The organism is Algoriphagus lacus (genome assembly GCF_003583985.1).
Lineage (GTDB): Bacteria > Bacteroidota > Bacteroidia > Cytophagales > Cyclobacteriaceae > Algoriphagus > Algoriphagus lacus.
In genome coordinates, this window is the sequence record NZ_QXML01000001.1 from 129,205 (window position 1) to 144,018 (window position 14,814).

At 44.5% G+C, this 14,814-nt stretch carries 12 protein-coding genes; 3 read left to right on the plus strand and 9 right to left on the minus strand.

All coding sequences use genetic code 11. The annotated features are described in order from the left end of the window. The first annotated feature begins 4 nt into the window (after window positions 1–4). Window positions 5–715 (plus strand): fatty acid desaturase, encoded by a 711-nt coding sequence (locus D0X99_RS00475; RefSeq protein WP_119475688.1) that lies wholly within the window; start codon window positions 5–7, stop codon window positions 713–715. A gap of 82 nt (window positions 716–797) precedes the next feature. Continuing rightward, window positions 798–3,200: a TonB-dependent receptor gene (locus tag D0X99_RS00480; RefSeq protein WP_119475689.1), complete on the plus strand. Its 2,403-nt coding sequence runs from the start codon at window positions 798–800 to the stop codon at window positions 3,198–3,200. Here the strand turns inward: D0X99_RS00480 and D0X99_RS00485 are convergent. The 8 genes from D0X99_RS00485 to D0X99_RS00520 all read right to left on the minus strand — a co-directional run bounded on the left by D0X99_RS00485 (window position 3,197) and on the right by D0X99_RS00520 (window position 11,336). Further along, window positions 3,197–3,658: a DUF1905 domain-containing protein gene (locus D0X99_RS00485; RefSeq protein WP_119475690.1), complete on the minus strand. Its 462-nt coding sequence runs from the start codon at window positions 3,656–3,658 to the stop codon at window positions 3,197–3,199. The two genes, D0X99_RS00480 and D0X99_RS00485, sit on opposite strands and share 4 nt — an antisense overlap. 49 nt (window positions 3,659–3,707) lie before the next feature. Further along, a complete protein-coding gene (locus tag D0X99_RS00490; protein WP_119476358.1) occupies window positions 3,708–4,154 on the minus strand; it encodes an outer membrane insertion C- signal in 447 nt (148 codons plus the stop codon). Window positions 4,155–4,218: 64 nt separating this feature from the next. Beyond that, entirely contained in the window at window positions 4,219–5,691 is a 1,473-nt protein-coding gene (locus D0X99_RS00495) for a pyridoxal phosphate-dependent decarboxylase family protein (protein WP_119475691.1), read from the minus strand. Between the two features lie 54 nt (window positions 5,692–5,745). Continuing rightward, the gene (locus tag D0X99_RS00500) at window positions 5,746–6,114 is read right to left on the minus strand and encodes a DMT family protein (RefSeq protein WP_119475692.1); all 369 of its coding nucleotides are present in this window, start codon (window positions 6,112–6,114) and stop codon (window positions 5,746–5,748) included. An 88-nt stretch (window positions 6,115–6,202) separates the two neighbouring features. Beyond that, window positions 6,203–8,173: an ATP-dependent zinc metalloprotease FtsH gene (gene ftsH, locus D0X99_RS00505; RefSeq protein ID WP_119475693.1), complete on the minus strand. Its 1,971-nt coding sequence runs from the start codon at window positions 8,171–8,173 to the stop codon at window positions 6,203–6,205. Between the two features lie 159 nt (window positions 8,174–8,332). Continuing rightward, a complete protein-coding gene (locus D0X99_RS00510; RefSeq protein WP_119475694.1) occupies window positions 8,333–9,016 on the minus strand; it encodes an outer membrane beta-barrel protein in 684 nt (227 codons plus the stop codon). A gap of 156 nt (window positions 9,017–9,172) precedes the next feature. Beyond that, on the minus strand, window positions 9,173–10,105 hold the full coding sequence (locus tag D0X99_RS00515) for a glycosyltransferase family 2 protein (protein ID WP_147392168.1): 933 nt from the start codon (window positions 10,103–10,105) through the stop codon (window positions 9,173–9,175). Between the two features lie 7 nt (window positions 10,106–10,112). Next, the gene (locus D0X99_RS00520; RefSeq protein ID WP_158587663.1) at window positions 10,113–11,336 is read right to left on the minus strand and encodes an FAD-dependent oxidoreductase; all 1,224 of its coding nucleotides are present in this window, start codon (window positions 11,334–11,336) and stop codon (window positions 10,113–10,115) included. Between the two features lie 160 nt (window positions 11,337–11,496). On the opposite strand from D0X99_RS00520, the gene D0X99_RS00525 reads away from it, so the two are divergent. Continuing rightward, on the plus strand, window positions 11,497–13,428 hold the full coding sequence (locus D0X99_RS00525; protein ID WP_119475697.1) for a TlpA family protein disulfide reductase: 1,932 nt from the start codon (window positions 11,497–11,499) through the stop codon (window positions 13,426–13,428). Window positions 13,429–13,439: 11 nt separating this feature from the next. Here the strand turns inward: D0X99_RS00525 and radA are convergent, their stop codons facing one another. After that, window positions 13,440–14,813, minus strand: a complete 1,374-nt coding sequence (gene radA / locus D0X99_RS00530; RefSeq protein ID WP_119475698.1) for a DNA repair protein RadA — start codon at window positions 14,811–14,813, stop codon at window positions 13,440–13,442. Window position 14,814: the final 1 nt, after the last annotated feature.

The following is a 14,814-nucleotide window of genomic DNA, read 5'->3' on the forward strand; positions in this document are numbered from 1 at the left end:
AGCCATGAATTCGGCTAAGCCATCCAATTCCTTTTCCATAGATCCGAAAGGACTATTAATCGGTTGGGGAATTATCCTGCTCTGGGCAACATCACTCGTTTTCTTACTTTACTTCCCTCTCAGCTGGTCCAATCCCCTGACCTATATCGGAATAGTCGTGCAGATGCACTTGTATACCGGACTTTTTATCACGGCTCATGATGCCATGCATGGAATCGTCTCGTCCAACAAAAAACTAAATCATGTGACTGGTTGGATTGCAGCGATGCTATTCTCCTACAACTTCTACTGGAAACTCTTCCCTAAACATCACGAGCATCACCGGTTTGTAGCTACCGATCAGGATCCGGATTACCACCCGTCAGGAAAATTTTTGATCTGGTATTTAAGCTTTATCCGTCAGTATGTAACGATCTGGCAGATCCTACTGATGGCAGTTACCTTCAATGTTCTGAAGCTTTTTCTTCCAACCGAAAATTTGATTGTCTTTTGGATGCTTCCTGCGATTTTATCTACACTCCAGCTTTTTTTCTTTGGAACCTACCTTCCTCATATGGGAGAAAGCGACAACAAACATCATTCTCGCTCCCAATCCAAAAATCACTTTTGGGCATTTATCAGTTGCTACTTTTTTGGATACCACTACGAGCATCACGACTCACCCGGTACTCCTTGGTGGAGACTTTGGAGAGTAAAAGAGCAACAAACGGCTTGAATCCGTTGATTTTTGTCAAATTTTTGTCATTGACGAAACTTTAATCCCGTTTTTTGATTCTAGACCTAAACCAACTACACACATGAAAATCAGATTGGCCATTTTGGTCATTTTTATGTCATCCATTCAGGCATTTTCACAGGGTATCATCCGAGGAAAAGCCTTCAATCCAATCAACAATGAACCTGTTGCATTTGCAAATATTTTGGTACTTGAGACGGATCTGGGAGCCATCACCGATGAAAACGGGTTCTACGAAATAAAAAATATTCCTCCCGGATTGTACAACGTCCGAGCGAGTTTTGTAGGATATAAAACCTCCTCCGTTTTCGAGGTGCAAGTGACTTTGGCCAGAGCGACACAGCTTGATTTTCAGCTGGAAGAGGAGGCATCAGACCTCAGCGAAGTCGTGGTGAGCAGTGAATTTACCCGATCGGAAGAGACGCCACTTTCAGTAAGAAAACTCAACACCAACGAAATTGAGCGCTATCCGGGAGGAAATCGGGATATCTCAAGAGTTATTCAAGCACTTCCAGGCGTGGCAAGTACCCCATCCTTCCGAAATGATATTTTGATCCGGGGAGGAGCACCTAATGAGAATAAATTTTTTGTGGATGAGATTGAAGTGCCTGTAATCAACCACTTTTCTACTCAGGGATCATCCGGTGGACCTGTGGGAATTCTTAACGTGAACCTGATTAAAAATGTGGATCTGATCGCAGGTGGCTTCCCAGCCAATAGGATGGATGCCATGAGTTCGTTTTTTGACATCCAACTCAAGGAGGGACGTCGGGATAAGATGTTTACCCAATTGACTGTTGGTGCCTCAGAATTGACCTTATCCAATGATGGGCCTCTATCCGAAAAAACCACCTATTCACTTTCCGCAAGAAGATCTTACCTCCAGGGACTGTTCAGACTTTTGGGACTTCCCTTTCTACCGACTTTCAATGATTTTCAGTTAAAAACCACCACCAAAATCAACGAGAAAACCGAATTGACCTTCATCGGGGTTGGTGCCATAGACAATTTTGAGCTGAATGAGGATATTCCGGAAGACGAAACAGAAGAAGAACGGGAAAACCGGCTTTACCTACTTGATGTACTTCCTGTCCAAACCCAGTGGAATTATACAACCGGAGTAAAGTTGAAACGATTCCGGGAAAATGGTTTCTGGACCTTTGTGCTCAGCCGAAACATGCTGAACAACCAATCCATCAAATATGCAGGAAATGACGAAAGCACGGAAGACAATTTGCTTTTTGACTATTCCTCTCAGGAATCCGAAAACAAGTTCCGGGCTGAAAACAGCATTTTTGGAAAAGGATACACCATCAAGTACGGAGTGAATTACCAATATTCGCGCTACTTCATCAGCAACTTTGACCGATCGACTCTTTCTACCACAGGTGGTGTGATCGATGTAGAATCAACTTCTTTTTTCAACCAGTACGGGGCATTTATTTCGGGAAGTAAAAACTTCTACGGAGAAAGGTTATTGATTACCGGAGGAATTCGGATGGATGGAGCAGATTTTGCCGAAACCGCTTCAAATCCCCTAAATCAAATCAGCCCAAGAGTTTCTGTTTCCTATCAGTTGAGGCCAAACCTCTTTGCTACGGCCAATGCAGGGATCTATTACCAAAAACCCTCTTATTCGGTACTCGGCTTCCGGGACAATGAAGGTGATTTGGTCAATCAGGAAAATGACGTCCGATACATCCGAAATTCTCAAATCATTGGTGGAATTGAATTATTGGTGCCTGAGAAAAACCGCCGATTCACTGCAGAAGCCTTTTACAAAAAGTACAGCAATTACCCTTCCTCCATCCGAAACGGCATTTCTCTGGCTAATCTGGGAGCAGATTTTGGTGTGATTGGCAATGAACCTGTTGAGTCCAATTCTGAAGGAAGGGCCTACGGTTTAGAGTTCCTTGCACAGCAGCGCTTTTTTAACAATTTCTATGGAATTGCAGCGCTTACCTTGGTGAGAAGTGAATTCACCAACCCAAACACCGATGGTTTTGTGCCTTCCTCTTGGGACAATAAATTCATTGTCAGCCTGAGTGCAGGAAAGCGATTTGGTAAAAACTGGGAGATCGGATCCCGATGGAGATTTTTGGGTGGAACCCCATACACCCCGTTCGATTTGGAAGAATCGAGTCTGATCAGCAATTGGGATCTTAGAAATTCAGGAATCCTTGATTATTCTCAAATCAACGCAATCAGACTGGATCCTTTTCACCAACTGGATCTCCGAATTGACAAGAAGTATTTCTTTGATCGCTGGAATCTAAACTGGTATGTGGACATCCAAAACCTTTACAACTTCCAGGCAGAGCAAGCACCGATTCTTATTCCTGTCAGAGATGACTCAGGAAATATTCTAGTTGATCCAAACGACCCTAGTCGCTATCAGTTGAAGTTGATCGATAATCCCGCAGGAAACATCCTGCCTACTGTAGGGATAATAGTGGAGTTTTAAGCCTTTGATCCCAGTTCGGAAAGTAGTCTGACGATCCGATGGGCTTTGGCTTCAACCGAATTGGCACTGTAGATATATTCAATCCAGTGCTTCTGTTCAGGTTCGGTGAGTTGATTGAAAAGGGAAAGTTTACCGGGGTCATCCTCCAGGCAAGCCACCAATTCTTCCGGGAGTGTACTTGGAATTTCATCGCGGTAAAGTCTGACCCGGACTTTATCACCTGTTTCTTTTCGGATTGCAGTTCGGATCACTTTGGCTACCGGTAAAAAAAGAAACCCATTTCCCATGGGCATGAGGTGTTTTCCTTCAAATTCAAAGTCATCAAGAGTTCCGGACACTTTAATCATTCCAAAGACCTTTGACGATGGAAGGACGGAAACGGGAAGGCGAATAAAAGTCCATCCCCCTTTTCCGGGAAATTTTTCCAATTGAAATTCGCCTTGTATGATTAATTCCATGGCAAAAAAAAGAGCGGGTTTTCCCGCTCCAATCTATTTTGTTGACGAATTAATTCAATCTCCAGCGGATGTTTAGACCAAACCCACCAGCATCAAAACTGGTGTCTTCCACCAAAATAAAGTAAGGTCTCCAATCCAAACCGATGGTCAAAGGAATCTCCGAAAACGGATACTCAGCACCAATTTCTCCTGCTACTCCGAATCTAAAGTTTTCCGAAAGGAAAAGCGATGGACCAAAACCCGCATACCATTTGAAATCCGATGACGCGATGTCATCATAAACCGGGTTCCAAAGTGCATCGATACCCACACCGTCATTTCCGAAGCTCAAATCAGCGTGAACTCTGCTGAACTCACCCAGTGCAAATACCCCATCCAGGGCGACATTGTTCCCATTTACGTTTCCAAATCGGATACCGACTTCCTGAGCCTGTGACTCAAGTGTAGCAAAAAGGGCTAGCCCAAATACAAGAACAAGTAGTTTTAAAGTTTTCATAATCGGTTTTAAAGGTTCAACTGCCATCAGCTAAAATTAAGCCAATCGCGATCAAAACACGGATTTAAGTGCCAGAATTTTGAATTTCTCCGCCAATTCTAAGCACCTCTCTCACCAACAAATCCATGTCTTCCATACGGGTTCGTTGGTTGACATTTGCCACTCGCAGAGTGAATTTCCCATTCAAAATGGTAGAACTTGGTGAAGCAATGCCTTCTTCCTGAAGTCGAAGCAGAATCTCCCGATTCAATTCCCTCAGTTGACTTTCGGAGAAGTCCGGATGGATCATTCGGAAGCAGGTGATGCTCATGGAAACCGGTGCGGTCAATTCCAATTCAGGATGTTGATTGACCAGATGTGCGAGGTACTCCGCCTGTCGGTTGTTTTGGGCAATCATTTGAGCGTACTTTTCCCGTCCATGCTCTTTGAGCGACATCCAGATTTTTAGTGCCTTGAATCCTCGGGAAAGCTCAAACCCATAATTATTGACGGAATCCAAGCCTCCGGCAAGTCCTCTGCTTTCCTGAAGCAAATAATTCGGTGTAACGGCAAAAGATTCCCGATGCTTTTTGGCATCCCGGATCAGAGTACATCCTACTTCATACGGGACATATAGCCACTTGTGCAGGTCAAAGGCCAAACTGTCCGCTTCCTCTATGGCTTTCAACCGCCCAGAATACTTCGAATCCAATTTGGCCAAAGCCCCGTAGGCCCCATCCACATGAAACCACATTCCGTATTTTCTTGAAATCTCCAAAAGCTCTTCCATCGGATCAATCGCTCCTGTATTGACAGTACCAGAAGTGCCTACAATACAAAATGGCAGCAAACCCGCTTGCAAATCAGCCTGAATTTGCGCTTCCAGTTCATTTGTTCTCATCTCAAACCGCTCATTCACTCCGATTTTCCGGACAGCATCAGTACCAAGTCCTATGATTTCAGCGGCTTTTTGGATGCAGGAGTGCGTTTCGACTGAGCAATAAAGAACCAGTTGGGCAGAGGCGGCTTTTAGTCCTTTGCTTCTGATTTTTTCATCCCTAAAAGAATTCCTTGCAACAGTAAGGGCTGTGATATTAGCCATGGAGCCTCCGCTGACCAAAATTCCTGATGCCTCCTTCGGAAAATTCATCAACTCCTTACACCAGTTGACTACCTGCCGATCCACATACATCGCGGAGTGCTCCCCAATGGCCGCATTCGGGTTCATTCCGGAGGCCAACAAGTCCGCCAAAACTCCCAGCGGGGTACCCGTCCCCTGAATCCAGGCAAAAAACCGGGGGTGCACGTTACCCTTGTTGTAGGGAAAAATGAATTGCTTAAACTCCTGATACACTTCTTCCGGATCTTGGCCTTTTTCAGGAATGGGCTGATCCAAAAAATCTTTGACTTCGGCCGGAATGGGCTTCCAGATTTTCTCTTCCCTGATTCCTTTCCAATACTCAAACAGGTCATCAATCATCCGATGCCCCAATTCGCGCATTTGGTCCCAGTTTTCAGGATCAAGGGTAAGGTCTTTATTATTGTTTTCTAATGACATGAGAAGGGATTTTTCAGAAGACTGTAAATAAGGGATAGGGGTTGCTTTGCCGCACTACTTTTTGAAAATAAAGTAAACTGCAAGCACAAGGAAGATTGCTCCGATCAGGTGGTTAAGCCTTAGGGTTTCATTTTTGAAGGCGATCAGGGTAAAAATCATAAAAATGAGCAAGGTGATGACTTCTTGCAGGACCTTCAGTTGGACCAGAGAAAATGGCCCACCATTTCCGGAAAAACCGATTTTATTAGCCGGAACCTGAAACATGTATTCAAAAAGAGCAATCCCCCAGCTGATCAAAATAATGGAAACCAAGCCGAGCTTGTTAAACCACTTCCACTCTGCAAATTTCAGATGACCGTACCAGGCCAAAGTCATAAAAGTGTTGGAAAGTACCAAGAGTCCGATGGTAAGAAGTGCTTTCATCTGCGGAAGTTTTAATTCAGCCAAATCTCATCAAATTTTGAAAATTGGCCACCTTCCTAAAGCGAAAGAATGGGTTATTGAATGGCTCTTAGTGCTTTTTGATCTCCAGATCAGGTGCGGGTGGCAGTCCGGTCACTTCCAAAATCTCCTTTTCCTCCAATGTTTCTTTGTCAAGCAATGCGTTGGCAAGGGCATCCAACTTTTTTCGATGCAATTTCAGCAATCGAATAGCCTCATCATGACATTCATTGATGATTCGGACTATTTCCGCGTCAATCTTTTTGGCAGTTTCTTCAATGTAGGTATAGGGGAGATCTCCATAAGAAACCCCTAGATATTCATTCTGAGTTGGTCCTAACTGAACCAATCCCAACTCATCACTCATTCCCCAGCGTGTTACCATTCCCCAAGCAATTTCGGTGGCCTGCTCAATGTCATTCTCAGCTCCGGTAGTTTTCGTCCCATAAACCACTTCTTCAGCGGATCGACCTCCCAAAATCCCAATGATCCGAGCCCGGAGATATTCTTCCTCATAATTATACTTATCCCGGTCAGGTCGCTGATAGGTCACTCCCAAGGCCTGACCTCTCGGGACGATAGTCACCCGATTGACGGGTTCGGCTCCGGGAACTAAAAGTCCGAGGATAGCGTGCCCGCTTTCGTGGTAGGCGATCCGCTCCCGATCTTCTTTACTCAGCAGGATTGGTCGCTCCGGCCCCAGAACAATTTTTTCCAACGCATTCATAAAATGCTCCGTGGTGACCTTCTCGGCATTTTCATGTGCGGCTTGAAGCGCTGCCTCATTGACGAGATTTTTGAGGTCTGCACCCGTGAATCCAGGTGTAATGGCTGCGATTTCTTCGAAACTGAACTTCTTATCCAAGGGAACCTTGCGCGTGTGGACTTTCAAAATGGCGATTCTTCCGGTTTTATCCGGAGGATTGATCACAATCCTTCGGTCAAAACGACCTGCACGAAGAAGTGCCTTGTCCAGAATATCCGGTTGATTGGTCGCAGCCAAAACTATGACCCCTTCCTTGCTGGAAAAACCATCCATTTCTGTTAAAATTTGATTGAGGGTCTGCTCCTGCTCACTCGCTCCGCCCACGATGTACTGTCCACGGGACCGACCGATAGAATCCAATTCGTCAATGAAAATGATGGAGGGGGCATTTTCCCGAGCTAACTTAAATAGGTCTCGAACCCGAGCCGCACCTACTCCCACGATCATTTCCACAAATTCGGAAGCACTCATTGAAAAAAACGGAACTCCTGATTCTCCTGCCACAGCCCGAGCAAGAAGCGTTTTTCCGGTTCCGGGAGCACCCACGAGCAAAACTCCTTTCGGTGCAGTTCCGCCCAATCGGGTATATTTTTCAGGGTTTTTCAAAAAATCTACGATTTCAACCAGTTCATTTTCGGCTTCATCTATCCCCGCCACATCATCAAATGTGACTCGCTCCTCTGTCCTTACATCAAATATTTTTGCGTTACTCTCACCCATTCCCATCAAACCTCCAAAACCACCCCTTGCCTGAGCTTTTCGAAACAACCAGATATAAAAAGCAATAATCAGCAGAGCAGGACCAAATGAAGCCAAAAGCGACCAGATAGAATTGCTCTCATCCAATACCGGATCAGCCAATATCTCCACCTGATGCCCAGCCAATAAAGCCTCCAACCCTTGATCGGCAAAAGCCGGAACGACAGTTTTAAACTCAAGAATTTTTTCGGGCTCTGGGACTTTCCCGTCTGGCGACGCTGCTGCTGTATAACTGACTTCAGTGGTAAATTTACCCGAGATAAGTTCTCCTTTGGAGTAAATTGACCTTACATTTCCCTTCGTTACTTCTTCTTTGAACAAGGTGTAAGGAATGGTAATCGCCTCTTCTTTGTCAGGGAAAAAGAAATTCACTACCAGGTAATTAAGAATCAGAATCCCGATAAAAATCAGCCAGGTCTTTGAGGAGGGGATTTTTCGTGGCTCATTTCTGTTAGGATCATTTTCCCGGGAATACGGCCCTCCATTTTCTTCTTTGGTAGATTTGAAAATACCCATATGGCTAAACGTTTTTTCTTCTTGCCTGAGCGGGAGGGGAAAGCTCCTTTTCGGCAGAAATAAGACGACTTCCTGACTCAACTTGCCCTTATCTCTTCCTATATCCGGATGAGAAAGGGAGAACTCACAGATTCAGGGTACAGATCAAGCAGAGAATCGCTAAAACCTGAATCCCAGATTGACAAATGCTTGCCCGGGTTTCGATTCCTGATCTTTTAACACATCCTGGAAACCCATATTATATCCTAGTTCGATATCGAGGAAGGCGATATCAATTCCAATCCCTCCTTGACCAAGGAGGTTGAAAGTATTCAAGTCATCCTTGGTTATATCAAGCCCTGAATCATCTGTTACATTCAGCACAAAAGAAGGAACTACGCCCACAAAGGTGCGCACGGTAAAGAGTCGGCTTGTAAAAAACAATAAATCCAGTCCTACAGTAAGCGGAATATCGATGCTTTTAACAGAAATGGACGAGGAGTCGGAAGCACTGTCCACCGCTTTCAGTCCATAAATTGCATTCGTATATTTTGCCCCGGCACCCCAATACAAAAATTTTCCTCTTCTGTAATTAAAGCCCAATTGATAGCCCAACTCCGTGTCTGAGTTAAACTGATCGGGCGAAACGCTCAACTCATTAGCATTTGCTCCAATGTAAACAACAAAAGAATCTTTTCTTTTTCGATCAGCTTTTTCCTTTTTGGCAGTCGTATCGGCAGCTGCAAGTTGGGTGGTGTCGGTTGGAGCAACTTTCTGGGTATCCTGTCCGAAAACCGGGTTAAGCAGAGATGCGGCAAAAAGAAAAAGGAAGAATACAGGAGCGTTTTTAAGGATCTTTTTCATGGCAAAGTAGACTAAGAATTGATGGGTGCACTGCGATTCTAGTCTAAATTTGACCTTTTATTTCCATTTTTTGCCAAATTTTATCATGATAAAAATCATATTTGCAAAAGATTTTACTGAGTAGGGAATGCCCAAAAAGTAAAGTTTTTATTCGAGTTAAAGGCCGGAATTCTTTCGGGCATACTCAATCAGACCCCCCTTTTTACCCCAAGCAAATCGGAAACGAACCGCCGTCGGATGGATCCCCAACTTTTTCAGGAACCAATCCAATTGGTAGCCTCCCAGCCTTTTGATCAACAACTTGGGATCAAAGAACAATTCCTTGTGAAGCTTTTTAGATACAAAAATTGCGGCCCTTTCGTAAAGCTTGGACTTCAAAGCATGATCATTTAGCCTTTGGTAAAAAAATTCATGCTCGAAACTTGAGTTCATTTTATAGGACCCCTTTCGCGCACCACTGATAATAACCAAAATCCCACACCGGGCGGGGAAATGAAATTTTATCCCCGATTTCCAAGCCCGAAAAAGCCATTCTTGGGAAGGAGTAACGTAGAGATCTTTTTCCATCTTCCATGGGCCCAACCGATCTACAAGGGATCTCTTAAAAAACCAAGTGGAAGCCACACTGAATACATTCGCTGAAAAATTCCCGTCGGGATGAACACTGCACAATTGGGCTTCAATTTTTCCTTCTTCCAGATTCTCCTTCTTTGAAGGAAGAATTTCCAGTCCAGGAACGATTAAAAAATCGGCTTCGCTGATTTGAATCTCAGCAACACATTCCCGAAGATGCAAAGTGAAAAACATATCATCCTGGTTGAGAAAAGCGATGTATTGTCCACGGGCTCTTTCCAAAGCAAAATTGTTGGGCTTAGCTTGCTGCCCACTGTTTTGCTCCAGATTGAAAAAAGAAATTCTCGGATCCCCAAAACTCCTAACCAGCTCCTCAGTATCGTCGGTACAGCAATCCCCAACTACAATCAACTCCCAATCTTGAAAGTATGAGTCCAACACACTTTGAATCGCATATTTCAGCAGGTGGCTGGAATTGTAGGTTGCGGTAATGATGGATACGAGCGGTGAGTTCATGTCTTTTTCAATCAATGCCTTCCAATCGGTCGGCCACTTTGACCGCCAAATAAGGAATCAGGGTATATTTTCCAGTATCGACAGAATGGTAATTTCCAAATGACCGAATGCCCACTTCAAATCGCTCATGAAATCTGCTTTTGGATTGGTCCACTTCGGTATTGCCAAGGGCAAGAATGTCACCTCCCACCGGATCCACTGCCTCTAAAGGAAATTTCAGATTACCAGCAGCAGGAATTCGCTTTTTCAGTTCTTCAAAGCTTCGCTGAAATACATCCATTCGTTCCTCCGGAGAATACATCGAATCCCACTCGGGAGGTCTGTAGTCCTCTGACCAACCTGTACGTCCAACTGGATACCAAGACATAAATGCGCCTCGTTCCCGAAAATTGACTATATCCCCAAATGGTCCCAGCACCATCGTGCAGGAAGGCAAATCTGCTTCTTTGAGCGGGATCAAAAGCTTGTTACCAAACTTATAGCGGTGGGACCAAGTACCCAGTGGCTCAATCCCCATGGTTCGGTCAATTTCAAGAAGCCCGTTCCATGTGGAATTAACAACATCGGTATATTCTTCTTCTATCTGAATTCCAGCATTTCGGAAAATCACTTTCAAACGATCCCCAACTTTAGCCACAGCTTCAACTTTGGAGTCCAAAAAGAGATTGATATTGGGGTCAGAAGAAATCGCCTGGGTTAATTTCTCTGCGATATAACGAGGCTCAACAGAATACTCGGTCGTTTCAAAAATATCCTCTGTGAATTCCGGATTGGCTATTCCATCAATTCTGGATTTGTGCAGAAGTCTCGCCTCCAAAGAATCAAATAATCCGAGGTACTTCTTTTTCCCTCCTCCTGAAAGCTCCTTATAAACCTGGCAGCAACGCTGATAATGACTATTCAGCTCCTGAGAATTGAGCAGGGAGCCTTTTTGGACCAAATAATAAAACGGAGTGGAGATCATTTCTTCGGGCTTCACGTCGACCCACCGTTGCAGGTATTCCATAAAATGTACTGCACCAACCAACATCTGATGCGCCGTATGAAAACTCCGGTCCATTGCATAAATAAACCCCACATGGACTTTGCCTTCATTGGCATAGCTTGCTTTCTTGATTGGCTCGGAATGTTCTTCGAAAAGGTCGACCTTATAACCACGCTGGGAAAGTTCCAAGGCGGCACATGCTCCTAATCCGCCTGCGCCTAGGATGGCAATTCTTTGTTGATTCAAATCTGAAGTATTAATTGAAAAACTGGAAGGACTAAAATTAATAGGAGGAATGGCATTAAAATCTGAAACTCAAAAAATGACTTCATAAAAATAAAATTTACTTTTTAGCTAAGTGCATAACTGATTAGTAGATACATTTACCTAAGAAGTATTTCTATCTATGAAAATATCATATTGTTTAATTTGTTTCCTTTTAATTTCCTTTTCTGTTTTTCCCCAAAACTCGCCCCAACGGAAAATCAAGCATACTTGGTACTCCACTGACGGAAGAAATGAACTTCGCCTTCTACTGGCCGATGATTTTGCTCTTTATCAAAGTCAGATATGGGAAATGGATTCCATTCAGCCCGGAAAGTACCTGTTGAAAAATCTGGATCATGAAAAGCAGATTTCCATTTCCAAAGCAGGAGAAAACTTTTTTCTGGAAGAAGGGGCAGTCAAAATCTCAGTTCAACCTGAAAAATCAACCAATCTCAAAACTCGGCAAGTCGGACAAACGGATGTTTCCGATTCTTTTTTCAAAAAGGATCAAGTGCTTTTGCAGGGATTGATCGTGCCAAAAGACTCCATGCCCACCACTGTTAGTGTCATTTATAACCATGCTTTTGGAGAAGGTCAGCGACAATTTAGCAGTAGTGTGGATGACCAAGGTAGATTCAAACTGATTTTCCCCTTGGACTATCCTCAAGAGGTCATGGTCAGGGCAGGTAGTGCAATCTTTACTTTTTTTTCCAAACCAGGAGCACAACAAGCTATGGTAGTCTATGAAAAGTCATTTGTAAATGGAATAGAGGCTTGGACAACCTTAAAAGAATTGGATTTTATGGGTGACTTGGCGGTCGAAAATGAAGAACGAAGATTGCTGGACCCCGAGTTTATGAAAGTTCGGGATTACTTCGTGACAGACAGCCTCCAAAAAGCCCTTGAACCCATGGATTTTTTGAAGTACAGAATCGGCTTGATGGAAAAGCATCAGGCCTTTTTTAACAGCTATTTTGATTCCATTCCGGTAAGTCCACTAACCAAGGAGATCAGTCTGCGCGGTGCCAGAATCTATGCTGCCAACGACCTGAGAAGATATATCTGGCTTCACGGAGGCATCAATGAAGGACGGCTGAATCCCGTCGATGTCCCAGATTCCTACCTTCAGGAGGTAGAAAAACTCATGACCGGTGATTTAGCCGATCTTATGGCTCCTGACTATGCGGGATTGATTCGGGAGTTTACAATGCCTATTCAGCCCTCAGAAATGAAATCTTTGATTGGTAAAATGGATGAAATGACGTATGATTTTTTCAAAAAACAGGAATTGAATTCCGCGCAATCGGAAGCTGTGGACGCTTGGTATGATCAAATCAAAAAGGGTGTACCAAGAGACAGCCTTATTCTTTCTGAAGAATATAAATCCTTATCCAAAACGTATCTAAATCAGTTGTCTGACTTTTTTTTGGAAGTACAATGGCCTCATTTGCTGGCAAAAATCCAGGATTTGGAGTTGATTCCCCGCTCCAGTGTCATTGCCACTTACCTCGATATGAACTATCAGTCTGTAGGAAAGGAAATTCCACTGTCCATTCAAAATCAATTGGAAGAGATCAACCTTGAGCCTAGGATTTTGGCGATTATCAGAGAAGAAATAGAGGATTTTGAGCGGGGCAAAAATGAACGGTTTGTCGAATGGGTATCCATCGCTGCAAACGGCGAGAATATTCTATCCCAACTTAAGGATAAGAATCCGGGAAAAGTGATTTACGTTGATGTGTGGGCTACTTGGTGTGGCCCGTGTATCAGTGAGTTCAAACATGCAGCAACATTAAAAAAGGATGCTCCTGAAGGGGTCGTATTTGCCTATATCTGCGCCCAGTCCGAACGAGGTGCCTTTGAAAATCTGGTCAAAAAATTTGGTCTCGAAGGAGAACATTTTTTCCTCAGCCAGACAGAATTTGAACAATTCGATAAAGAATTTAAGATCACTGGGTTTCCTACCTACTTGATCCTTACTAAAGAGGGTAAGCTAATCCGTGAAGGTATCCACCGTCCGAGTTCAGGAGATCAGCTTATCAGGCAACTCCAAGAGTTTGTCTCCCGATAATCCTTTTTATCCTAAAAAATCAGCTTGTACATCTCCTCCAACTTACTAACCTGGATGACCTGAATTTTGAATTTCTTCAAGTCCAATCCTTTGACCGCATATTTGGAGACAACGATCTTTTTAAATCCCAGCTTTTCTGCTTCGGCGATTCGGTTTTCGATGCGGGAGACAGCGCGGATTTCTCCACCAAGTCCCACTTCTCCAGCAAAACAGATCTGCTCCGAAACCGGTGTATCCTCATAGCTGGAGATCAACGAAGCACAAACCGCCAAATCCAATCCGGGATCATCCACCCGAAGTCCGCCTGCTACATTCAAAAAAACATCCTGCTGACCCAATCGCATGCCTCCTCTTTTTTCCAATACTGCCAAGAGCATATTCAGTCGCTTGGCATCATGGCCGGTGCTGCTTCGCTGCGGGGTTCCATAAGTCGCCGGACTGACCAAAGACTGGATCTCAATCAACAGCGGGCGATTTCCTTCCATCATGGCGCCGATTGCGACTCCGTTGAGGACTTCCTCCCGCTGCGTTAACAAAATTTCCGAAGGGTTGGCTACAGACCGGAGGCCTTCCGCCCGCATTTCGTAGATGCCCAATTCGTGGGTGGAGCCAAAACGGTTTTTCGAAGTTCTCAAAATCCGGTAGGTCAGGTGTCGGTCTCCTTCAAACTGCAGGACTGTATCCACCATATGCTCCAATACTTTGGGTCCGGCGATAGATCCATCCTTGGTGATGTGTCCGATCAGGAAAACAGGCGTTCCAGTTTCTTTGGCAAATTTCATCAGCTCGGCGGTGCATTCACGTACTTGGGAAACCGATCCGGCGGCAGATTCCACATGCTGACTATTCAGGGTCTGGATGGAATCGATAATCAAAAAATCCGGCTTTAAGATTTCGATCTGCTGGAAAATCTGCTGGGTATTGGTCTCGGACAGGACGTAGCAATCTGGATTTTTGGCACTCATCCGATCCGCCCGCATTTTGATTTGGGCTTCGCTTTCCTCACCGGAGACGTAGAGTACTTTTTTCCCCTTTAATGTCAGCGCAATCTGAAGCATCAGGGTGGACTTGCCGATTCCAGGCTCCCCGCCAATCAGCACCAAGGAACCTGCAACGATGCCCCCACCAAGTACCCGATCCAATTCCGGGTCTCCGGTGATCCAGCGTGGCTGCTCCTCGTAGTTGACTTCGGTGATCTTCTTGGGGACACTGGCCTTTTTGGTGCCGGAGCCTTGTGGCTTCCAACTCCCTTTTCCTGTTTCTTCCTTTTGGAGTATTTCCTCCACATAGGTATTCCACTCCCCACAAGCAGGGCACTTGCCTAACCATTTTGGACTTTGCGCTCCGCAGTTTTGGCAGAAAAAGGTGGTTTTTACTTTAGACATT